The 20,493-nt window shown below is 55.4% G+C and carries 22 protein-coding genes; 13 read left to right on the top strand and 9 right to left on the bottom strand.

Annotated features, from left to right (window positions below):
• Nucleotides 1–158: 158 nt before the first annotated feature.
• The 3 genes from ykgO to EYR88_RS08385 all read right to left on the bottom strand — a co-directional run bounded on the left by ykgO (nucleotide 159) and on the right by EYR88_RS08385 (nucleotide 2,318).
• Nucleotides 159–281, bottom strand: a complete 123-nt coding sequence (ykgO, locus tag EYR88_RS08395) for a type B 50S ribosomal protein L36 (RefSeq protein ID WP_131089188.1) — start codon at nucleotides 279–281, stop codon at nucleotides 159–161.
• A gap of 38 nt (nucleotides 282–319) precedes the next feature.
• The gene (locus EYR88_RS08390; protein ID WP_131089187.1) at nucleotides 320–1,360 is read right to left on the bottom strand and encodes a GTP-binding protein; all 1,041 of its coding nucleotides are present in this window, start codon (nucleotides 1,358–1,360) and stop codon (nucleotides 320–322) included.
• Between the two features lie 100 nt (nucleotides 1,361–1,460).
• Nucleotides 1,461–2,318: a fumarylacetoacetate hydrolase family protein gene (locus tag EYR88_RS08385; RefSeq protein WP_131089186.1), complete on the bottom strand. Its 858-nt coding sequence runs from the start codon at nucleotides 2,316–2,318 to the stop codon at nucleotides 1,461–1,463.
• A 215-nt stretch (nucleotides 2,319–2,533) separates the two neighbouring features.
• Between EYR88_RS08385 and EYR88_RS08380 the strand changes: the two genes are divergently transcribed.
• From EYR88_RS08380 to EYR88_RS08360, 5 genes are all read left to right on the top strand, one after another.
• On the top strand, nucleotides 2,534–3,175 hold the full coding sequence (locus EYR88_RS08380; RefSeq protein WP_131089185.1) for an ABC transporter permease: 642 nt from the start codon (nucleotides 2,534–2,536) through the stop codon (nucleotides 3,173–3,175).
• Between the two features lie 52 nt (nucleotides 3,176–3,227).
• Nucleotides 3,228–4,430, top strand: coding sequence for an ABC transporter ATP-binding protein (locus tag EYR88_RS08375; protein WP_165477343.1), 1,203 nt, complete (start codon nucleotides 3,228–3,230; stop codon nucleotides 4,428–4,430).
• Nucleotides 4,427–5,155 (top strand): ABC transporter permease, encoded by a 729-nt coding sequence (locus EYR88_RS08370; RefSeq protein ID WP_131089183.1) that lies wholly within the window; start codon nucleotides 4,427–4,429, stop codon nucleotides 5,153–5,155. The genes EYR88_RS08375 and EYR88_RS08370 overlap by 4 nt, the downstream gene beginning before the upstream one ends.
• Nucleotides 5,152–6,129, top strand: coding sequence for a glycine betaine ABC transporter substrate-binding protein (locus tag EYR88_RS08365; protein WP_131089182.1), 978 nt, complete (start codon nucleotides 5,152–5,154; stop codon nucleotides 6,127–6,129). The genes EYR88_RS08370 and EYR88_RS08365 overlap by 4 nt, the downstream gene beginning before the upstream one ends.
• 379 nt (nucleotides 6,130–6,508) lie before the next feature.
• Complete coding sequence (locus EYR88_RS08360; RefSeq protein WP_131089181.1) at nucleotides 6,509–7,057, top strand: YceI family protein; 549 nt, start codon at nucleotides 6,509–6,511, stop codon at nucleotides 7,055–7,057.
• A gap of 116 nt (nucleotides 7,058–7,173) precedes the next feature.
• On the opposite strand, the gene EYR88_RS08355 is transcribed toward EYR88_RS08360, so the two are convergent.
• Nucleotides 7,174–7,620 carry a DUF4190 domain-containing protein gene (locus tag EYR88_RS08355; protein ID WP_131089180.1) on the bottom strand — a complete coding sequence of 149 codons (447 nt, stop codon included), beginning with the start codon at nucleotides 7,618–7,620 and terminating at the stop codon, nucleotides 7,174–7,176.
• A gap of 159 nt (nucleotides 7,621–7,779) precedes the next feature.
• On the opposite strand from EYR88_RS08355, the gene EYR88_RS08350 reads away from it, so the two are divergent.
• Nucleotides 7,780–8,433, top strand: coding sequence for a LysE family translocator (locus tag EYR88_RS08350; protein WP_131089179.1), 654 nt, complete (start codon nucleotides 7,780–7,782; stop codon nucleotides 8,431–8,433).
• A gap of 58 nt (nucleotides 8,434–8,491) precedes the next feature.
• On the opposite strand, the gene EYR88_RS08345 is transcribed toward EYR88_RS08350, so the two are convergent.
• Nucleotides 8,492–9,139, bottom strand: a complete 648-nt coding sequence (locus tag EYR88_RS08345; protein ID WP_165477300.1) for an ATP-binding cassette domain-containing protein — start codon at nucleotides 9,137–9,139, stop codon at nucleotides 8,492–8,494.
• A 53-nt stretch (nucleotides 9,140–9,192) separates the two neighbouring features.
• Between EYR88_RS08345 and aztB the strand changes: the two genes are divergently transcribed.
• The 4 genes from aztB to aztD are packed head-to-tail and all read left to right on the top strand — an operon-like array spanning nucleotide 9,193 to nucleotide 13,415.
• Complete coding sequence (gene aztB, locus EYR88_RS08340) at nucleotides 9,193–10,062, top strand: zinc ABC transporter permease AztB (protein WP_242632491.1); 870 nt, start codon at nucleotides 9,193–9,195, stop codon at nucleotides 10,060–10,062.
• The gene (locus EYR88_RS08335) at nucleotides 10,059–11,306 is read left to right on the top strand and encodes an ABC transporter (protein ID WP_131089177.1); all 1,248 of its coding nucleotides are present in this window, start codon (nucleotides 10,059–10,061) and stop codon (nucleotides 11,304–11,306) included. Before aztB ends, EYR88_RS08335 begins: the two co-directional genes overlap by 4 nt.
• Nucleotides 11,306–12,229 (top strand): metal ABC transporter substrate-binding protein, encoded by a 924-nt coding sequence (locus EYR88_RS08330; RefSeq protein WP_131089176.1) that lies wholly within the window; start codon nucleotides 11,306–11,308, stop codon nucleotides 12,227–12,229. The genes EYR88_RS08335 and EYR88_RS08330 overlap by 1 nt, the downstream gene beginning before the upstream one ends.
• A 19-nt stretch (nucleotides 12,230–12,248) precedes the next feature.
• Nucleotides 12,249–13,415: a zinc metallochaperone AztD gene (gene aztD, locus EYR88_RS08325; RefSeq protein ID WP_131089175.1), complete on the top strand. Its 1,167-nt coding sequence runs from the start codon at nucleotides 12,249–12,251 to the stop codon at nucleotides 13,413–13,415.
• Between the two features lie 80 nt (nucleotides 13,416–13,495).
• Here the strand turns inward: aztD and EYR88_RS08320 are convergent, their stop codons facing one another.
• The 3 genes from EYR88_RS08320 to EYR88_RS08310 are packed head-to-tail and all read right to left on the bottom strand — an operon-like array spanning nucleotide 13,496 to nucleotide 16,358.
• Nucleotides 13,496–14,128, bottom strand: coding sequence for a lactate utilization protein C (locus tag EYR88_RS08320; protein WP_131089174.1), 633 nt, complete (start codon nucleotides 14,126–14,128; stop codon nucleotides 13,496–13,498).
• Entirely contained in the window at nucleotides 14,125–15,597 is a 1,473-nt protein-coding gene (locus EYR88_RS08315; RefSeq protein ID WP_207306476.1) for a LutB/LldF family L-lactate oxidation iron-sulfur protein, read from the bottom strand. Before EYR88_RS08315 ends, EYR88_RS08320 begins: the two co-directional genes overlap by 4 nt.
• On the bottom strand, nucleotides 15,594–16,358 hold the full coding sequence (locus EYR88_RS08310) for a (Fe-S)-binding protein (protein WP_131089173.1): 765 nt from the start codon (nucleotides 16,356–16,358) through the stop codon (nucleotides 15,594–15,596). Before EYR88_RS08310 ends, EYR88_RS08315 begins: the two co-directional genes overlap by 4 nt.
• Nucleotides 16,359–16,470: 112 nt before the next feature.
• On the opposite strand from EYR88_RS08310, the gene EYR88_RS08305 reads away from it, so the two are divergent.
• Entirely contained in the window at nucleotides 16,471–18,183 is a 1,713-nt protein-coding gene (locus EYR88_RS08305) for an L-lactate permease (RefSeq protein ID WP_131089172.1), read from the top strand.
• 26 nt (nucleotides 18,184–18,209) lie between these two features.
• Nucleotides 18,210–18,917 carry an FCD domain-containing protein gene (locus EYR88_RS08300; protein ID WP_131089171.1) on the top strand — a complete coding sequence of 236 codons (708 nt, stop codon included), beginning with the start codon at nucleotides 18,210–18,212 and terminating at the stop codon, nucleotides 18,915–18,917.
• A 145-nt stretch (nucleotides 18,918–19,062) separates the two neighbouring features.
• On the opposite strand, the gene EYR88_RS08295 is transcribed toward EYR88_RS08300, so the two are convergent.
• A complete protein-coding gene (locus EYR88_RS08295; protein ID WP_207306475.1) occupies nucleotides 19,063–19,905 on the bottom strand; it encodes an SDR family NAD(P)-dependent oxidoreductase in 843 nt (280 codons plus the stop codon).
• Between the two features lie 64 nt (nucleotides 19,906–19,969).
• Here EYR88_RS08295 and EYR88_RS08290 point away from each other — a divergent pair, with 64 nt between their 5' ends.
• The gene (locus tag EYR88_RS08290) at nucleotides 19,970–20,449 is read left to right on the top strand and encodes a MarR family transcriptional regulator (RefSeq protein WP_131089170.1); all 480 of its coding nucleotides are present in this window, start codon (nucleotides 19,970–19,972) and stop codon (nucleotides 20,447–20,449) included.
• Nucleotides 20,450–20,493: the final 44 nt, after the last annotated feature.

The following is a 20,493-nucleotide window of genomic DNA, read 5'->3' as shown; positions in this document are numbered from 1 at the left end:
TGCGAGTGAGTGACAAAGAGAAAGCTTGTAGCTCCCATAGCTGACATCTTATGGCAGAGTGCGATGTGTGTCACTGAATGCTCTGGTGAGCGGGGTAATCATCACGATGGACGGCGCCTTGCCGGCATCGAAGACGCGATGCCGGCAAGAGAGGACCGTTAGCCCTGACGAGCCTTGAGTCTTGGATTCTTTTTATTGATGACGTAGATACGTCCGCGACGCCGAACCACTTGGGATCCTGGCGCATTTTTGAGGTCGCGAAGAGAGTTGCGAACTTTCATTTTTCACCTCCTTTGGGGCAGGTCATGTTGGCGGTAACTCAGGATGCGGAGAATAGCCCTTGCAGCTCTTCCTCTGTCACCTGGCATTGGTGGAATAGGTTAGTAATCTCGTTTGCTTCGTGTTCTGAGCCGTAGACCAAGAGCTCGGAAGCGGCGATTTCAGTTGACCATGAGCCGGTATTTTCCATCCAGAGACGCGGTCCTGCACTTCCGATGGCTACTCGTTCACTTAGTGCACTGGCCACCCAGAGTCGTCCCCGGATGCAGGTACAGGTCGCGGCTAGCGCAGGGAGCGCTTCACGGAACCGTTCGGGATGAAGGGGTCGTTCTGCGATTAGGTGGATTGGTGCGTGTTTTGTTGGTGACGAGGCTTCTGAGATATCAGGTATGTGCCCAGCACTGGTACGTTGCTGGGCGGCACCGGGATTGAACGAGCCGACCTGGCTGTCATGACTGCAGATAGTGGCGTGTGGGGCCATCTGTTGAACCACGCCAAGTCCGGTGTCAAAGTCTTCGCCGCCAATGCGACGAGGCCCCTTGGGGGATTCCAGCAGCCGTGTGTGCATCCCTTCTACGGGTAGGACCGTGTCAGCTTGCATGAGCTCGGTGAAGAAAAACTCTCCGGCGGTGCGTTGGTCGCGCTCCATGGAGCTGAATCCTGACTCCCATAAGGAGTGCTTGTCCCACATGTGATCTTCAAGTTCAGTGGGGTCCAGCGAGAGTGCGATGCTGTTGATGCTGATGTCAACAGTGGCAAGCTTTTGGGCCAATGTTTCCAGCACCGACCCGCTATGCCACGTTGCGGGCCGACCTAGGAGCATTGTGGCTTCGTTATCCTCGGGCGCCAGCCGTTCAATAGCGGGAAAGATTTCGTATTTGACGGCGCAACCGATGCACGGATGTTCGAGGACCGCTTCACCATGCTCGACTGCAGCGTTCCCTGCAACGGTGCGTACCAAACGATTTCCCTCGATGAAATCGTAGGAAAGGATTATGGCCTCTGGATAGTGGCGCCGTAGGTGTTCCAGCCCAGCATCGCGGCAGGAGGTGTCGAGGGCAGAGAGGACGATAACATTCACGTCTTGAAGACTATATGAGAATGAGTCTCAATAACAAATAATGAAGCGCGGACAAAAATGGCCTGCCAGTTCTAACTGACAGGCCATGAGGGAAAGCTAGCTAGTGCTGTGCAGCGTTGAAGGTTGTGCGAGCAACACCTAGGCCATCGATGCGAGTTTCCAGCACGTCACCATGCTTGAGCCACGGGTGACGACCGTTTTCGTCGCGACGTCCCAGTGCCACTCCAGCAGGAGTACCGGTGAGGATGACATCGCCTGGCTGAAGTTCGTTAAACGTCGACAAGTAGGACACCAACTGCTCAGCGTTGAAGATCAAATCATCAATCTGGCCTTCCTGGACGATAACTCCGTTCACGGCACTGGTGATTTTTGCTGCCGGATCTAGCTCATCTGGCGTCACCAGCCATGGACCTAGCGGAGTGGAGTGGTCCCAAATCTTTCCTTGAAGCCATTCGGAGCTTCGTCCTTGGAAGCCTCGCATCGACACGTCACTGGATACGGCGTAACCCGCGATATGTGATGCGGCATCTTCTTCGGCGATACGCCGGCCCGGCGTACCAATGATGATTGCTAGTTCAGCTTCATAGTCCACCCGGTGATCTTCGACAGGGATTTCTACTTCGTCGTTTGCGCCGCACAGCGACGAAGCGAACTTCGCGAACACTGTGGGGTATTTAGGCAACTCTTGACCAACTTCAGCAGCGTGGGACTTGTAGTTCAGTCCGATGCAGTAGATCTTTGACGGGTTAGGAATCAGCGGCGCGTAGTGAGCTTCACCTTCAGCAATAGACTCACCCACCAGTGCACGAGCGATGACTTCCTGCTGCGTTGGCTCATCCAAGCGCAGGAATCGCTGGACGGTATCAAGGTTGTCTAGGTAGTAGGCTCGGCCATCTTCGATGACGGCTGCGGTGGTGTGTCCTGGTTCGCTGGTGAGGCGGAGCGTTGCAAGTTTCATGGTTCCATCTCACTACATTTCTCGTTGAAATCACACCCTGTTTCAGGTTCCCACAAGCATTGTTTTGAGCAAGCTAACTGCCCATGTACCAAGTCAGGAAACGCCGCGAACCTTGGTGAGCTAGATAACCCCCGGTAAGCTCAGGGCAGGAACAGGGCGATTTATGCGTCCTGAGATCGAGCTTGATACGTAACTAAAGTGAAGTAGGTTTTAATGTGGGTGAATTTTTTGAGGAGCGATATCGCAATATCCTCTTCTCCTCCTGGCAACACTTTTCGCTTGTCCTGCAGTGCCTGATTCTGGCAACCATCATTTCAGTAGTGCTTGCCGTACTGGTGTATCGCAATAAGGCATTATCTGGAATCGCGAACTCCGTCAGTGCCATCGGCCTGACCGTCCCATCCTTTGCACTGATCGGTTTGCTCATTGTCCCGTTTGGTTTTGGTGTCGCACCAGCAGTGATCGTTGTGACCTTCTTTGCCGCCTTGCCGATTCTGCGCAACGCCATCGTAGGCCTGAACAACATTGAACCAACCATTGTCGAATCAGCCAGGGGCATCGGCATGAGCCGAATGAAAACCCTTGTTTCCGTTGAACTGCCCATTGCTTGGCCAGTGATCCTCACCGGCGTGCGTGTTTCGGCGCAGATGGTGATGGGTGTAGCCGCCGTTGTTTCCTACGCCTTGGGCCCTGGACTTGGCGGATTTATCTTCCAAGGTCTTTCCCGTTTAGGCGGCGCTAATGCCCTTGAATCAGTGGTTACCGGCGTTGTCGGCGTCGTGATTCTGGCTCTCATTCTTGACCTGATTTTGCTCGGCATCGGCCGACTAACTACCCCGCGAGGTATCCGTGTCTGAAAATAAGAATTCCGAAACTTTGACTGCCCAGAATGTCACTGGCGCTTCGATCATGCTTGAAGAAGTCACCAAAACCTACCCCGGGCAGAAGAAATCTGCCGTCGGGGGACTCACCCTGGAAATTCCAGCCGGTTCAATCGTGATGTTTGTTGGTCCTTCCGGTTGTGGCAAGACCACCACACTGAAGATGATCAACCGTCTGATCGAGCCCACCAGCGGAAAAATCGTCATCAACGGCGAAGACGTGACCGGAATGAACGGCGATGAACTACGTCGTCGCATCGGTTACGTCATTCAGGCTGGCGGCCTGTTCCCGCACATGACCGTGGCAACTAACATCGCCATGGTTCCTAAGATGCTGGGCTGGTCAAAGGAAAAGATCGCTGCTCGTGTTGATGAGCTTCTCGAGTTGGTCTCGCTGGATCCCGAGATGTACCGCGACCGCTTCCCGAAGGAACTTTCCGGCGGACAACAGCAGCGTGTTGGTGTAGCCCGCGCCTTGGCCGCTGATCCACCGGTCTTGCTGATGGATGAGCCTTTTGGCGCGGTGGATCCGATTACCCGTCAGCGACTTCAGGATGAGCTTCTGAATATTCAGTCTGAAGTTCAGAAAACCATCGTCTGTGTCACCCACGACTTTGATGAGGCCGTGAAGCTGGGGGATTGGATTGCCATCTTCAACGAAGGTGCACAACTGGAGCAGTACGATTCGCCAGAACGAATTCTGGCCAACCCCGCCAGCGAGTTTGTCGAAAACTTCATCGGCTCAGGCGCCGGGCTCAAGCAGCTGACCTTGACCCGAGTCAACGAAGTTGAGCTGGAAGAAGCAGTCACAACCACTCCGGGCAAGCGAGCTTCAGAGGTGCTTTCCCATCTGCAGGGTGCCGGGCGCAAACACGCTGTGGTCTTGGACTCGCGTGGCCGCCCATTGCGTCGCTTGGATCGACGTCAGCTATCGCGTGCAGAAATCATCGATGGCACGCGTGATCAGAATCTGCCAGTAGTTGGCGAGCAGGCAACCCTGAATGACGCGCTGGATACGATGCTGGTAGCCAGTTCCGAGTCCGCTTTGGTCACCGGTCGTCGCGACGTGCTTCTTGGCGTCATCTCGGTGCAGACCGTTATGGAAGCCATTGCGGCAGCTAACGGTTCCCAGGATGGAGCCCACAACGCGCCGGTCGGTTTGAATTCTGGTGCGATCAATGTGGTGGACATTGAAAGTGAAGCCATCACGCCGGATGGTGAACCCGTATGAGCGGAGAAAAACGAAGCCTGATATGGCAGATCATTGGCATTGCCATCGCCTTCGCGGTGCTGGTTATCTGGCTGTTAAGCGCAGATCTCACCGAGACTGAGCGCCAGACACTGGATCCCGCCACCATTTGGGGCTACACGCTTCAGCATCTGCAACTGACGGTGATTGCAACGATCATTGTTCTGATTATCGCCATCCCGTTGGGCATCCTACTGACCCGTCCCTCATTGCGGCGCGCTGCCCCAATCGTTCGCGCCATCGCTAACTTCGGGCAAGCTGCACCGGCTATCGGTGTCATTGTCTTGTTAGCTTTTTGGCTTGGCTTTGGATCGAAAACTGCCATCGTTTCACTGGTGATCTACGCGATTCTTCCGGTGCTCTCCAACACCATCGTGGGATTGCAACAGGTTGACCAGCGCATCGTGGAAGCCGGGCGCGGTATTGGCATGTCTTTGATGTCTGTGCTGTTCAAGGTAGAGCTGCCTCTGGCAGTTCCGGTCATGCTTTCGGGCATCCGCACCGCGTTGGTCCTCTTGGTGGGTACAGCAACGCTGGCCACTTTCATCAACGGCGGTGGACTGGGCATCTTGATCACTACCGGCGTGAACCTGAACCTGAACGTCGTACTGATTACCGGTTCCTTGCTGGTGGCTTTGCTGGCTCTGACCATTGATTGGCTGGGGCGAGTAGTTGAACAGGTTGCACGTCCGAAGGGACTGTCATGAAACACGTACTAAAACTCTCGGTGTTGTCCGTTGCCGCCGTGATCGGTTTGACCGGTTGTGGCCTGAGTCCATCCACTGGCACCGTTCCAGAAGTGGGGCCCGGGAAAATTCAGCCGGTTGCCGACGCTGCTGATGCTCCGAAGGTGACCGTGACTTCTAAGTCGTTCACCGAGCAGCTGCTGTTGGGCAAGATCTCCGTGATTGCCTTGGAAGCTGCCGGATATGATGTCACCGACTTGACCAACGTTCCGGGATCTCAGCCTGCACGTCAGCTCTTGCTCTCTGGAGATGCAAGCATGCTGTGGGAATATACCGGCACAGCCTGGTTGACGTACCTCGGGCATGAGAAACCAGTGGTTGGCGAAAAAGCTCAGTGGGAAGCGGTGCAGAAGGAAGACGTGCCCAATGGCATCAACTGGGGCAAGCCGGCACCACTGAACAATACGTACGCCATGGCCATGAACGAAAAGACGGCAAAGCGTCTGGGCATCACTAAGCTCTCAGAGCTGAAGAGTTTGGATACGAAAGACCTAACCTTCTGTGTTGATCCTGAATTCAACTCACGTCGTGATGGTTTGACTCCAATGCTGGAACACTATGGCATTGATCGTGGGTCTCAAGTATCTGAGAACAACATCGGTCTCTACGACGTAGGTGCCATCTATCAAGCAACGGCTTCAGGAGCCTGTGACTTCGGAGAGGTGTTCACCACCGACGGTCGTATCAAGGCGCTGAATCTGACGGTGCTGGAGGACGATAAGAAGTACTTCCCAAGTTACAACGCTGCTCCGGCCTTCAACGAGGCATTCTTGAAGGAACATCCAGACGTCAAAAAGATCATGGGTGAGATCGCTCCATTGCTCACCGATGAGGTGTTGATGGAACTGAACTACCAAGTTGATGTGGTTGGGCGCGAACCGGCGGACGTCGCCTTTGAATGGATGGTTGGCGAGGGGCTAGTCTCCAAGCCGTAGGCCTGATCTTCTTACTGCTCAATGACAACTGCTCACTACCAAAGGCTGGATCCTGACACTTGAAAGTGTCGGGATCCAGCCTTTGTCATTGAAGATTCACGGGAAGTTATTCCCAACGGCAAGTGATGGGCGCATGATTGAAAAGGTGAATGAGACTGGTGTGGCTGTTCGCGGACACGTTCAGGGCGTCACAGGAGCCGAGGCAAAATAAGTTTTCTGGCAAACATTCAAGTCAGAAACGATTTATCGGGTTGAGTCTCTAAAACGAGGAAAATTTTTAGCAAAGTTGTTGACGCTTCAACTTTCTTCGTGCAATACTTGTATCAGCAAAACAAATTGAACCGTCAACTAATTGTTGGCGTGATGAAAGGACTTAGATATGACTGAATCTGCACTGACTTCCGGCACCTGGAACCTTGACGCTTCACACTCCGAGGTCGGCTTCTCGGTCCGTCACGCTGGTATCTCCAAGGTTCGCGGTAGCTTCACCGAATTCGATGCAACCCTGACCGTCGGCGAAACCCTGGCTGACTCCAGCGTTGTTGCCAACGTTCAGATCGCCTCGGTCAACACCAAGGACGCAAACCGCGATGGACACCTCAAGAGCGCTGACTTCTTCGACGCCGAGCAGTTCCCAGCCATGACCTTCAAGTCCACCGGCATCAAGGGTGACTCGGAAGAATTCGTCTTGGTCGGCGAGCTGACCGTCCGTGGCGTTTCGAAGGAAGTTGAATTCGACGTAGAGCTTGGTGGCCAGGCAGTGGACGCATTCGGTGCAACCCGCGCTGGCTTCTTCGCAAGCACCACCATTTCCCGCAAGGAATTCGGCATCACCTGGAACGCAGCTCTTGAAGCTGGCGGTGTTTTGGTCAGCGACAAGGTCAAGATCGAAATCGATGCTTCCTTCGTGCTTCCAACCGAAGCCTAAATAAAACTTCCCGAAGGCCGTCGCATGGGGTGACGGAATAGAGGGCCGATACAGACAAAGCCTCCGAACCATTCGTGGTTCGGAGGCTTTGTTGTTGTATGAAGCGTTTTCTGAGCTTAGTAACTGTAAGCGGATTCAGGCGCTTCCGGTGCCATGATCGCAAATACGATCACACCGACAAAACTCAGCACGTAGATGAGGCCAAGGATTAAGCCGATCCAGCCGGTTACCTTGCCAACGGTTGCTGGAGTATTAAACTCGCGCTCGGCCTGACGAGCCTTGATGATGGCGATGGGGCCGAGGATGATTCCGAGAAGGAAGAGTGAGATGGTGCCCAGAATCATTGAAGTTTGCGCGAGCTGGCTGCCTACGATCTGATTCTGATTTGGGTACCCCTGATTTGGGTAACCCTGATAACCCTGTTGGTACGGCGAGCTCTGATTAGGCGACTGTTGGTATCCGAACTGCTGATACTGACGGGACTGGCCATTCTGCTGATTTTGTCCTTGGTTTGGCTGGCCTGAAGTGTACGGATTCTGTGGTTCGCCATTCGGAGTCGACATTGCGGCCTGCTTTCAGACTAGGTGGTTAGTTCATTAAATCAATCATGCGGCCAATTCACCCAAATAGATTGTGTTTGGGTCAATGAGATGTCACTTCGAGGCGCTAAGAAAAGTCATCAGTTAGTCGGGCAAGCCAATTGGTTTCTAGAATGGTGAATCATGACTTGGGCTTCGTTTTGCGCGTATCTTGGCGTGTGCGTGATGGTGACACTTTCACCCGGACCGGATACTTTTTTGGTACTGCGCTATTCGCTGGTTCGTCAGCTACACGGAGTCATCGCGGCTCTCGGGATGATGGTGGCCATCTTTGCTTGGGCCACTCTGGCAGGGGCTGGGGCAGCTTCGGTCATTCAACGATTCCCTATCGTTGAGACGGTCATCTCGACTCTCGGTGGACTGTATCTGATCTATCTCGGGCTCTCTGGTTTTTTCAAATCACGAGCGGTCGCTAAAGCCGACAGCGCTATCGCTCGCACCGAAACCCGTTCCACCACCGCGCGGCAGGTTCACTCGCTGGGCAAAACTTTTACCGCCGGCATGCTCTCGGCTGCGCTCAATCCGAAGCTGGGCCTACTGTTTCTAGCGATGATGCCAAGCTTTATTCCCCAAGGTTCTAATACCTTCGTGTGGGGCATGGGGCTGGGCGCAATCTTCGCTTCGGTTGGATTCATCTACATGCTGATTTTGAGCACGGCAGCGTCAAAAGCGATGCACTGGTTCAAGCGCCCAGAGATCGCTTTGCGCTTGGAATGGATTGCTTGCGCAGCGCTATTCATCATGGGTGTGGGCGTACTTGTCCACGCGTTCTTTTAGAACGAGGCACGGCATAACACTCATATCGAGAAGGCATCCGTAGCATCGATAGCTAGCGTTAGGTGGCCAGGCTTGGTATTGGGCGCTGCGCAATAGCGCCGTCGCGCAAGGTAATGGTTCGATCCGCAAGCATTTGAGAATCGTGATCATGGGTCACCAGCACCACCGCTAGGCCATGGTCCGCTTCGGCGCGCAAAATCTTATGAATCGCATCCCGACTTGAAGTATCCAGCGAAGCCAGAGGTTCATCGAGCAGTAGTACGGGAGTTTGCTGGACCAATCCTTGAGCAACTAGCGCACGCTGGCGCTGCCCGCCGGAAAGCGTGGAGAAATTTCGGCGTTCAAATCCACTAAGGCCCACGCGCTCTAGTCCCTGTGCGACGATCCGATTGCGTTCTATTCGTGTGGATCGAGTGTGCCATGTCCCCATCGCTACAACATCGGCCACACTCAGTGGCAGAGCCGGGGGAGTGTTGGGCCTTTGAACCACCAGCGCAACTGGAACCGGTCGTTCGATGTGACCGTGGCTGGGCAGCATGACACCAGCAATCAGTTCAAGCAATGTTGACTTTCCTGACCCATTGGCGCCTGTGATGGCCAGTATTTCTCCCCTGTTGATAGTCAGTGATACTCCATGCAGTATTTCTTCCTGAGCATAGGAAAAATGCACCGAGTGAACGTGGATCAAAGTGTTGGGTGTTGTCATAGCTCCAGTGTAGCAATTGATAATGATTCTCATTTAAGGTTACTCTGTGTCATGTGTTGATACTTCCTTTCACTTCTGAGTTCATGGAGCGCGCCCTGATCGGCGGCAGCTTGGTCGCAGTTATTTGTGCCATCGCCGGTACATGGGTCGTGATTCGTGGGATGGCTTTTCTCGGCGAAGCGATAGGCCACGGCATGCTCCCTGGAGTTGCCCTCGCGACCGTATTGGGACTGCCGGTAATGCTCGGCGCTGCGGCCAGTGCCGTGGTGATGACTGGCCTACTTGGTGCAATGCAACGGAAAGGAAAACTTTCCTACGACACCAGCATCGGTCTGGTCTTCGTGGGCATGCTGTCACTGGGAATCATCATCGTCTCCCACTCACGTAGCTTTGCCACGGACGCCACAAGCATGCTCTTTGGCGACATCCTGGCCATCAACACTGCGGACCTGTGGCTTCTAGCCGGTGCCTTGTTGCTGAGCGTGGCCATTGCCGTGAAGTTTCACCGAGCCTTCGTAGCTAGTGCGTTCGACACTCGAATCGCCTTGACCTTGGGCTTCAAGCCAGGACTAGCACAAATCATGCTGGTGCTTTTAGTAGCGCTGTCTATCACAGCCTCCTTCCGGTCTGTCGGAACGTTGCTGGTGGTTGGCATGCTACTGGCGCCAGTCGTAGCGGCCAAGGTTTGGGTAGCGCGCATTCCCGCCATCATGATCCTGGCCGCCGTTTTCGGAGTGCTCAGTGTGAGCGGCGGACTACTAATTTCTTGGTACGCACAAACGGCAGCGGGGCCTTCAATCTCTTGCCTGGCCATTTCGTTGGCCGGCATTTCGGCCTTGATTCAAAAGCTTCTGAGTACTCACAAGTGCATGCCTGAAACGACACACAATAAATCGCTACTACACGTTGAAAGTGCCACATGAAGGCTCAGTCCTACTCACTTACCGCAGTACTACTAAGCGCAGTACTACTGGCGGGATGCGCCGCCTCTCCGTCCGCCACCAACGACGATAGCGCCGTGGAACCGGCAGATCACGGAGCCGTTGAAGGAGCACAAGAAATGCCCGAGGCACCACTACATCTAGTGACAGTGGACGCTAGCGGCACAAGCGGAATGCTGGATCTGCTCACCGATGAAGAAACTGAACTGAGCGAGCTAAAGAACATCCAGAACCTCCAAACCGAGGGACGCTACCTCTTTGCAGATACGGGGGCAGGGGTAGACATCGTTGATAGCGGGATGTGGAGCTGGAACCACACGGACCATTTCCATTACTACCGCGGCACACCGCAAACTGTCGGTCATCTCGATGGCGAGGGACCAGCGCAGATCATCGGTGGACCGCTCTCCACCGCAGGAAGTACCGGTGTTTATTTCCCAAAGACGGGAAGGGGAATTCTTCTAAAGAATTCTGAACTGGCCAAGGGTAACGTCAGTGAACAATTCACTACTCAAGCCTCACCTCATCAAGGTCTACTGACTCCGCTGGGAGAAGGTGCCATAACTAGCGAAGCTAAAAGTGAAACGGCTCCGGCACAAGTGCAATATTTGGACGCCGAGGGCCACCCGGTAGACGGTGCAAACGCTCCCTGCGCTAACCCGAGTGATGCCACACAGACTGCTGCAGGACTCGCTATCGCATGTGAAGAAGGCATCCTCGTTGCCAACGAAGAACAGCCTGGACACCCAGAATTTGAACTGGTGAAATATCCCCAAGGGACTACCGCTGATGAACGAGTTGACCAGCTTGAACATCGCAAGGCCCGCCCTGTGGTGGCTGGTCTGGCAGGGGAGCGAGGGGCTTGGGTTATTAATACCCGAGACCTGAGCATGAACAGAATTATGGAGGATCAGAACCTCCTGAAGGTCACTGCCGTGGGGGATAAAGACGGCAACGTGGTGGCTGTAGATGCAAGCGGACGGGTGCTGGTCTACTCCACAGAAGCCGGAAAAACTACCGGAGTCAGCAAGCCAGTGCTTCAGGAAACTGTGAAAAATCCTCAGGCCTTGGCGAGCACAAATTTGGTCGTCGATGCTCAGCGAGCCTACGTGAATGCCCCTGCGCAGAAGAGAGTGTTTGAAATCGATTTTGCTGATTCAGCACGGATCGCCCGCACCCTTAGCCCGCAAATAGATCCGACCTGGATGACTCAGGTGGGGAATTGATGAGCAACAATATAAGGCACTCAGGTAAAGCGCTGGCCTTGCTGCTGGGCGTATCGCTGTTACTGACTGGCTGCATCGGCACGGCACAGCAAGATGAGAAACCGAGCATTGTGGTCACCACCAACATTCTTGGAAATGTTGTGCAGAACCTAGTCGGTGACCAAGCCCAAGTTCACACGCTGATGCCACCGAATGTTGATCCGCACTCCTTTGAGATCTCCGCGCAGCAAGCCGCCTTGCTCCATGATTCAGACCTGGTGGTTTCCAACGGGTTGAATTTGGAAGAAGGCCTGCAACATCAGCTGGACGCGGTTGATGAGGCCGAAAACAACCACTTTGTCGCCAGCGATCATTTTGAGGTTCTAGAGGTTGCAGGGTCTAACGGTGCAGCCGACCCACATTTCTGGACCGACCCAGCAAAGATGATCCAGGTGGTTGACGCCTTACACCAGCAACTCAAGGATCTCCCCGGAATTTCTGCGGAACAGTTGGCTTCCGATACCCAGGGGTACCGCGCCGAGCTCACTGAGCTTGAACAGCAGATGACCGCTTCTTTCGCGCAGATTCCCGAACAGTCTCGGGCGTTGGTAACCAACCACCATGTTTTTGGTTATCTCGCCGAACGCTTCGGATTCAAAACCATTGGGGCAGTGATCCCTTCGGGGACAACACTGGCCTCTCCAAGTGCAGCGGATCTAGCGTCGCTGGCCGAAGCCATTCGTAGTTCAAAGGTCCCTGCGATCTTTGTTGAGTCGGCCCAGCCGGACAAGCTGGCACGCGCCCTGGCCGATGAAGCCCAAGTAGAGGTACAAATCGTCGAATTGTATTCAGAATCGCTCACGCCACCGCATCAAGGGGCCGATAGCTATCTGCAGATGATGCAAGTGAACACCGAACGAATCACCCATGCCCTGCGCAACTAAGCGCAACAAGAAAGGAATCATGAATCTCATCTCGCCTCGCACCCTCAAAGCCGGGTCAGCTCTAGCCGTCCTAGGTCTACTGGCCACCGCATGCACCGCACCCAGTGCTGCCGAATCCGAAACTGTGTCACCAACTAGGATCGCGGTGACCTATAAAGACGGCGTCTCAGTACTCGACGGGAAGTCACTGAAAGTACTCAAGAGTTTTGACACCGAAGAATTCACGCGATTGAACTCGGCAGGAGATGGCAAAAACTTCCTGCTCACCACCTCCAAAGGATTCCAAGTTCTGGATGCAACGGCTCCTGAACTGACCGAGACCACCTTTGACGCCGGAGCTGCTGGACATGTGGTTCCACATGCTGGCAAGACAGCGCTCTTTGACGACGGCAGCGGAACCACCACGATCTTCGACACCGATAAGCTCGCAGAGGCCGATGGAAAATTGCCGGAGGTTCAAACTGTCGAATCCCCAGCTCATCACGGGGTCTCGGTGGCCTTGGACGACGGTTCCTTGTTGACCACCGTTGGTGATGACACCTCACGTACCGGTGTGAAACTGCTTGATGACAAACAGCAGAAGATCGCCGAAAGCACCGATTGCCCGGGAGTGCACGGTGAAGGTACCGCTGCAGATGGCCGTGCAGTCTTCGGCTGTGAGGACGGGGCATTGGTATTTGCTGACGGAAAATTCACGAAGCTCACCGCACCTGATACCTACGGTCGCATGGGCAACGCCTACGTCTCACCAACCAGTGAATTAGTCATTGGCGACTACAAGGATGACCCAGATGCCGAGGGCAATTTGCTGCACCAGATCACCCTGATCGATACCGCCAAGCTCAGCTACAAGGTAGTAGATCTGCCCAAGGGAATTGAATACACCTGGCGCGGACTCACCCGTGGTCCACAGGATCTTGGTTACCTGTTAGGTACCGACGGTAAGATCCACGTGATTGATCCAAGCACCGGGAAGATCACCCGTGACATCGATGTTATTGACCCGTGGGAAGGACCGGCCGAATGGCAGGAAGCCCACCCGTCCCTGCGCATTGATGGCAACACCGCCTACGTCAGCGAACCAGCTAAGAAGTCGGTGTACGCCATCGACCTTGAGACCGGTAAAAAGACTGCGACCGTGAAACTGGACGCGGAGCCTAACGAAATGGCTGTGACCACCAAGTAGAGCTTGCAGAAGAAATAGTTGTGGCCGATTGCCCGCCCGAATCTGGGTGGGGAATCGGCCACAAGTCTGAGCGCGTCGAATTACAGACCGCGCACCATCAGTACATCCAAGGTTCGTGGACCGTGCACACCCTCAACACGTTCGAGCTCGATATCACTGGTGGCCGAAGGCCCAGAAATCCAAGTTAGCGGGCGGGTGATAGAAAGCCGTGGCATGGCTTCGGGCAGTAGCTGCACAATCGTGGAGATCGGCACAATGCACACGTGGTGATCCGGTACCAACGAGATGGCACGACGTCCCTGATCTGGCTGACCATCAAGGATGATGGTGCCCGACTCCGCGACGGAGACTGCTGAAGAAGTCACTACCGCGCTGGTGGCATCTAGTTCGGCCACACTCAAGCGGGCGCCGGGAGCATCAAGACGCTGTTCCACATCTTTGTCTAGCGCCGAAAGCCAGTTGCTATCTAGGCCCTGCGGGTAGACAACACTGCTGGCGTCCTTGAGCTTGGCTGCCACAAATTCAGGAATCTGCGCCGCATCGATGACCTCAACGCCGGCCTTGTAATCCACCAAACGGTCTACCAAGAGTTCGATGAGCTGCTCTTCATTCATGGCGGAGGTGGTGCGGTATTCGCGCGGCACTTCTTCGGTCACCGGGGTATCGGCTAGGGCCGTACGAATCCTTGAGAGGATCTCATCTTTGGCGCTCACTTGGACTCCTTTTCGTCGCTCCACCAGTCGCGGAAAGACTTACTTGGTGGTGCGGGAATGTCGCGGCTCTGGGTCCACCCGGCAGCGATGCCCGGCAGCTTTTTGATCTTCCTATCCTTACCGGCGGCCAATCGACCCAGTGGCAGTGCTTTTTCGAGCAGACCAATATTTTTGCCCTTGCCCAAAGCCCAAGATCCGCCCTTCATCAATAGATCCATCTGGGTAGGCAGTTTGTGCTTCTCACGTTTGGCATCCACATCTTCGCCGCGCAGGTGCACAAGGATTTCTGGGATGTTGATCTTTACCGGGCAGGCTTCATAACAAGCCCCACACAGTGAGGAAGCGTAAGGAAGAGATCCGTTTTCCTCAACCTCGATGCCGGTGAGCAGCGGGGAGAGGATCGCGCCGATCGGGCCCGGGTAGGTTGAACCATAGGCGTGACCGCCCGTGCGCTCGTAGACCGGGCAGACGTTCATGCAGGCCGAGCAACGAATGCAGTTCAGCGCGGTGCGGCCAAAACGATCGGCCAGGGCTCGGGTGCGTCCGTTATCGAGCAAGACGATGTGCACATTCTGCGGGCCGTCGTCTTCGGTGACACCGGTCCACAGTGAGGTGTACGGGTTCATGCGCTCGCCGGTGGAGGAGCGTGGCAACAGCTGCATGAAGACCTCGATGTCCTCCCACTGCGGCAGTACCTTCTCGATACCCATCACGGTGATCAGGGTTTCTGGCAGGGTCAGGCACATGCGGCCGTTGCCTTCGGACTCGACCACGCCCAAGGTGCCGGTATCGGCTAGGGCAAAGTTGGCTCCGGAGATCGCGACCTTGGCAGCCAAGAACTTCTTGCGTAGGTGGGCACGAGCCGCTTCGGCCAACTTGGCTGGCTCATCGGTCAGGTTCGGATCCACCACCGGCATCTCCTTCAGGAAGATGTCGCGCACCTCGGTGCGGTTTTTGTGGATGGCAGGAACCAGGATGTGGCTTGGCTTGTCGTGGCCTAGCTGGACAATCAGTTCGGCAAGGTCGGTTTCAAAAGCACTAATACCTTCGGTTTCCAAGTGCTCGTTGAGACCAATTTCCTGAGTGGCCATGGACTTAACCTTGACCACCTCGGTGGAGCCGGTGGCTTTAACAAGATCGGTGACAATCTGGTTCGCTTCATCCGCGTCACGGGCCCAGTGGACAATACCGCCGCGTGCCGTGAAGTTCTTTTCGAATTCCAGCAGACGCTCTTCAAGGGTGGCCATCGAATTGTTCTTGATGACGCTGCCCGCATCACGCAGGGCTTCCCAGTCGGGGAGTTCACCAACGACCTTCAGGCGCTTATCGCGGATGGTGTGGGTGGCATGGCGCAGGTTTTTGCGCATCTGGGTGTTGCCCAGTTCGCGGTGCGCTGCCTTGGGGAAAGGCTCGGATTCGAACAGGTTGCCCTGTCCGCCGGCCGGCATGCCGAGGAATACCTGAGTCACAGTGACACCGTCTCTTCCATGGTGCTGGCCAGGATGTCGGCCAGGTGCAGGGTCTTGGGCTTGGCGCCGGTGCGGGAGAGGCCGCCGCCGATGTGCATCAGGCAGGAGGCATCGCCACCGGAGCACGCTGAGGCGCCGGTGGAGCAGATGTTCTTCACCTTGTCATCAAGCATGGCCGAGGAGACATCCGCGTTTTTGATCGAGAAGGTTCCACCAAAACCGCAGCACTGGTCAGCTTCGGGAAGTTCATTGACGGTAATACCGCCGACGGTCTTGAGTAGGTCCAGCTGTCGATCGCCTAGTCCCAAGGACCGCATGCCGTGGCAGGACGGGTGGTAGGTGATGGTTTCGGGGAAGTAGCTGCCTAGTTGTTCGGCCGCATTGGTGATGCCAAGAACGTCCACCAGTAGCTGGGTCAGTTCATAAGTGCGCGCCCCAACGGCCTTGGCTCGTTCCTTGAGTTCTGGTTTGCCCAAGCGATCAGCTAGGTAGGGGTGCTGGTGCTTAACCGAGGCAACGCAGGAACCGGAAGGGGCGACTGCAACGTCGTAGTCGTCGGTGTCGAAGGCATTGATGTGGTTTTCGACCACGGGCAAGGCTTCGGGCATGTAGCCGGAGTTCATGTGCATCTGCCCGCAGCAGGCTTGTGCCTTGGGGAAAATTACCTCATGTCCCAAGCGTTCGAGCAACTTCACTGTCGACTTGGCGGTTTCTGGGTACATAGCGTCCACTATGCACGTGGCAAAGAGAGCGATTCGCATAATAAATGACTCTTTCAGAGTGTGGTCTGACCATACTATGCAGGATCTTTTGTAATAGTCAAGAGCTTGCCGTGATGGCGATCACCTTGTACTCTTGGTGGTCGGACCACATATGGTCAGACCATCTTCTAGTAAGGACGCCCACACCGTGTTTACACCATCCACCGAGCCGATAGCGGGCAGTGTCGCCCTCTCCGCGCTGGTTGCATTGATCCCGTTGATCACCTTTTTTGTGCTGCTGGCGGTGATCAAAACCAAGGCGCACTGGGCCGGGTTGGGATCTCTTGCCGTGGCCATTATTGTCGCCATTATTGGCTGGAAAATGCCGGTATTGATGGCACTAAACTCCGGGGCGATGGGGATGGTGTTTGGTGCCTTCCCGATTGTCTGGATTGTCGTAATGGCGATCTTCCTTTACCAAGTCACCGTCAAATCAGGACGCTTCGAAGACCTGCGTCGAGTCTTTGATGTGATCGGTGGAGGGGACGTAAGAATCCAGGCCGTGCTGATCGCCTTCTGCTTTGGTGGCTTGCTTGAAGCGCTGGCTGGATTTGGCGCACCGGTGGCCATTACCGCCACCATGCTGCTGGCTTTGGGGCTATCTCCGCTGCGTGCGGCTTGTGCCGTGCTGATTGCCAACACTGCACCAGTGGCTTTTGGTGCGGTGGCCATACCCATCACTACCGCCGGAGCATTGACCGGAATCCCGGCTCATGAAATTGGTGCTGTGGTAGGCCACCAATCGCCACTGTTGGCGTTGTTTGTACCAACCATCTTGGTGCTCATTCTTGATGGCTGGCGGGGTGTGCGCCAGACTTTACCGGCCACGTTGATCATCGGTATTTCCTTCGGCATCGCCCAGTGGTTGTGCTCCACGTACTTCTCCTATGAGCTCACCGATATCGTTGCCTCCTTGGTTGGTTTGGCCGCGGCGGTTATCTTATTGCGCTTCTGGACTCCTAAGGGTGCATCCGAAGCACGCCAGCGCGTGTTGACCGCTGAGGCTGCTGCATTGCCGGTGGAGCAGGGCACTAAATTGCACGGACTAAATACCTGGATGGCGCTGTTCCCATACTTGCTGGTCATCGTCATCTTCGGCCTGGCCAAACTGTGGAAATTGGGAATCGACATCCCAGCGTGGCTGGCTAGTACTGACATCAAGTTCGGTTGGCCAGGACTATATGGGGAAGTGGTGGACTCCAGCGGCAAGGCTGTCTCGTCAACCATGTACACCTTCTCGTGGTTGTCCTCGCCGGGTACTCTGCTGCTGATCACCGGCGTGATTGTTGCTTTTGTATATTCACGCAATACCTCCGGCGGCAAGTACGCCTTGACCTTTGGTGAAGGTCTGTCGGAAATCGGCAAGACTATCTACAACATGCGATTTGCCGCGTTGACCATCCTTTCGGTGCTCGGCTTGGCCTACGTGATGAACCTGTCCGGGCAGACCATCACCGTGGGCACTTGGCTGGCTGGAGCCGGTGGATTCTTTGCGTTCCTTTCACCAATTCTTGGCTGGATCGGCACCGCCGTGACCGGCTCGGATACTTCTGCCAACGCGTTGTTCGCCAAGCTGCAGCAGACCGCCGGTGTGAATGCGGGTATTGATCCGCATCTGCTGGTGGCAGCCAATACTTCCGGTGGTGTGGTTGGCAAGCTGATCTCCCCGCAGAACCTGGCTATTGCCGCGACCAGCGTAAAGATGGAAGGCCAAGAATCGGTCATCCTCAAGAAGGTGGCCGGTTGGTCAGTGGGCATGTTGCTGGTGCTGTGTTGCTTGGTCTATCTTCAGTCCACTCCGGTGCTTTCGTGGATGCTTCCATAGCCAGATGAACGGCTAAAATAGTTCCGATGCCAATAAACCCAGCTCCGCGTGCGTACCAAATCGTGCTTCAAGCCATTGAAGAGGATCTGCGTACCGAGAAGTTGTCTCTAGGGGACCAGCTTCCAGGTGAACGTGCGCTCGCGGAGCAACATGGGATCTCCCGTGCGTCGGTACGTGATGCCATCCGTATCCTCGACGTAATGGGAATTATCAAAACCTCTACGGGCTCTGGACCCAACTCCGGTGCCGTGATTGTTTCCAACCCGGCCGCCGGAATCTCTCAAGCCCTGCGTCTGCATTTGGCTGCCAAGGGCATTAACGTTCGCGAGATCGTTGAATCGCGCATTCTGCTCGAGACCTGGGCTGCGCAAATGACTCCGCGCGATCCAATCCAGGCACAGCAGGTCATTGAGCGCACTGCTGTGTTGATTATGCGTATGGATGACGCGCAACTGTCCCGCGAATCCTTCCATCGTATTGATGCCGAGTTCCACGTACTGCTGGCTTCCATGGCCGGCAATGCGGTGGTGGAGTCCATGATGGAATCGCTGCGCAACTCGATTAGTGACTATGTTGCGGCATCGATTCCTGACGACGAATCGTGGCAACCTGTGGTTAAGGTTTTACGCCGCCAACACAAGGCCATTCACCATGCCTTTGCTACTGGCCATCGTGAACGTGCAGCGCAGCTGCTCGAGGAACACATCACTTGGTTCTACTCGCAGACGCACTAGATCCCCAAATTAGTCCGGAACCCACGTCTTCGTCTACGGGCAATACCCCAAGGCGCAGCAGGAAGACATCGATCTTAAATATGTGTTCATGGTGGCGGCCCTGCTCTACTCCAAGCCTTTAGGGACCGCCCTGTTTGGTTGGCGATTATTCGGAGGCGCTGGCTTCTTGATTCCGGTAGCGAGTCGCGAGCTCAGATCCAAGATTTTCGCCCATGATGCGGCGTTCAATTCCGGTAAATTGCTCGACTAGTTGTTCATCTTCCAGTCCGGGAAGACAAACGACTTCACCGAGCGAGAATCCTGCCCACCCTGCCTGAGCTACGTCTTCGGCCGTCATGGCACGGGGGCCCTGCGACTTTCCACCGTTCCATTCCGTGGACACCAAACCCGGGCACACTACAGTTGCCTGCACCCCGGTGCCGTGCAACTCCGATGCGAGAACTCGGGTAAAAGCCATCGTCCCTGCCTTAGCTCCCACGTACAGCGCGCGCTGTGGCAACGTTGCACTTGTGCCGGGCGTTCCCGACGACGAGTTAGTACCCGGGGGTTGGTCGGCACCCGCACTAAATGCGAGGTTGGAGGCAACACTGATGATTCCACCCCGCCCGCGTCCCAGCATGCCGGGGAGTGCTGCTCTGGCCAGGACCGGTGTGACATCAGCATTTAGTGTCCAAGCTCGATCCAGCTCACCGGGGTCGATTTCTGCGAACGGCCCATAAGCGCTGACTCCTGCATTTGATACGAGGACATCAATGTCACCGGCAGCGGCACGTTCAACTGCGCGTTTCAGGCCTGCTTTCTCGGAGAGGTCTACGGTCAGGGTTTCTGAGCTTGCTCCCGCGTCGGAAAGTCGCTCGGCTAGCGCTGCTAGCCTGTCTGCTCTCCGGGCGACAAGTACTAAGTCGTGGCCCGCCTCGGCAAGAACCGTTGCCATGGCGGCGCCGATCCCAGAACTAGCTCCTGTGATGAATGCGATTGGTCGAGGCATATTGACTCGAAGTGTTGACGAGTATAAAGCGTTTGATAGATGACAATGAGTGTACATTAAAGTTATGAGTGAAAATTCTATGGCGGAGACCCCGGATCCCCGAGCCCGAGTAATTTGGGCGTTGCGCCGGGCGGAGCTGGCAGTGCAGAACCTTAAAGACCGTCAGCTTCGAGCGGTGGGTTTACGCTCCTCGCACCACACGTTGCTCGCATCGGTGAGCGCCGAACCGGGGCTTGCTGGAGCCACGCTTGCACGTCGACTAAACGTCACTCCTCAGGCAATCGCTTCTCTGGCCAACCGGTTGGAAACACTCGGCCTCATTGAGCGGAAGGTTCATCCGCGGCACGCGCAAGTGCAGGAATTGCATTTGACTGATGCCGGCCGCATCGCGCTGAACGCAGGCGAGGCTATCGTGGATGGCCTCGAAGAGCAGGTTGTTGAATTGCTCGGTGCCAAGGAGAGTGAGCATCTACGGGTGGTCCTTGAGCGGCTGGCGGAGTTATTGCCTGCAGAACGCATCGGAAACGAAGTGGCTAATGATTGACATCAGGGGCGTTGCTCAATGAGTTCCTTGAAGATCCGGAAGCA

It is taken from the genome of Arthrobacter sp. S41 (assembly GCF_004320535.1).
Lineage (GTDB): Bacteria > Actinomycetota > Actinomycetes > Actinomycetales > Micrococcaceae > Glutamicibacter.
The sequence above is the reverse complement of the archived record's forward strand: the minus strand, read 5'-3'. Positions and strand labels throughout refer to the sequence as shown.

Coding starts and splice junctions, on each gene's coding strand:
- ykgO (WP_131089188.1), bottom strand. CDS start 281: ATGAAAGTTCGCAACTCTCTTCGCGACCTCAAAAATGCGCCAGGATCC.
- EYR88_RS08385 (WP_131089186.1), bottom strand. CDS start 2,318: ATGAAACTTGCAACGCTCCGCCTCACCAGCGAACCAGGACACACCACC.
- EYR88_RS08375 (WP_165477343.1), top strand. CDS start 3,228: ATGCTTGAAGAAGTCACCAAAACCTACCCCGGGCAGAAGAAATCTGCC.
- EYR88_RS08370 (WP_131089183.1), top strand. CDS start 4,427: ATGAGCGGAGAAAAACGAAGCCTGATATGGCAGATCATTGGCATTGCC.
- EYR88_RS08365 (WP_131089182.1), top strand. CDS start 5,152: ATGAAACACGTACTAAAACTCTCGGTGTTGTCCGTTGCCGCCGTGATC.
- EYR88_RS08360 (WP_131089181.1), top strand. CDS start 6,509: ATGACTGAATCTGCACTGACTTCCGGCACCTGGAACCTTGACGCTTCA.
- EYR88_RS08355 (WP_131089180.1), bottom strand. CDS start 7,620: ATGTCGACTCCGAATGGCGAACCACAGAATCCGTACACTTCAGGCCAG.
- EYR88_RS08350 (WP_131089179.1), top strand. CDS start 7,780: ATGACTTGGGCTTCGTTTTGCGCGTATCTTGGCGTGTGCGTGATGGTG.
- EYR88_RS08345 (WP_165477300.1), bottom strand. CDS start 9,139: ATGACAACACCCAACACTTTGATCCACGTTCACTCGGTGCATTTTTCC.
- EYR88_RS08335 (WP_131089177.1), top strand. CDS start 10,059: ATGAAGGCTCAGTCCTACTCACTTACCGCAGTACTACTAAGCGCAGTA.
- EYR88_RS08330 (WP_131089176.1), top strand. CDS start 11,306: ATGAGCAACAATATAAGGCACTCAGGTAAAGCGCTGGCCTTGCTGCTG.
- aztD (WP_131089175.1), top strand. CDS start 12,249: ATGAATCTCATCTCGCCTCGCACCCTCAAAGCCGGGTCAGCTCTAGCC.
- EYR88_RS08310 (WP_131089173.1), bottom strand. CDS start 16,358: ATGCGAATCGCTCTCTTTGCCACGTGCATAGTGGACGCTATGTACCCA.
- EYR88_RS08305 (WP_131089172.1), top strand. CDS start 16,471: ATGGTCAGACCATCTTCTAGTAAGGACGCCCACACCGTGTTTACACCA.
- EYR88_RS08300 (WP_131089171.1), top strand. CDS start 18,210: ATGCCAATAAACCCAGCTCCGCGTGCGTACCAAATCGTGCTTCAAGCC.
- EYR88_RS08295 (WP_207306475.1), bottom strand. CDS start 19,905: ATGCCTCGACCAATCGCATTCATCACAGGAGCTAGTTCTGGGATCGGC.
- EYR88_RS08290 (WP_131089170.1), top strand. CDS start 19,970: ATGAGTGAAAATTCTATGGCGGAGACCCCGGATCCCCGAGCCCGAGTA.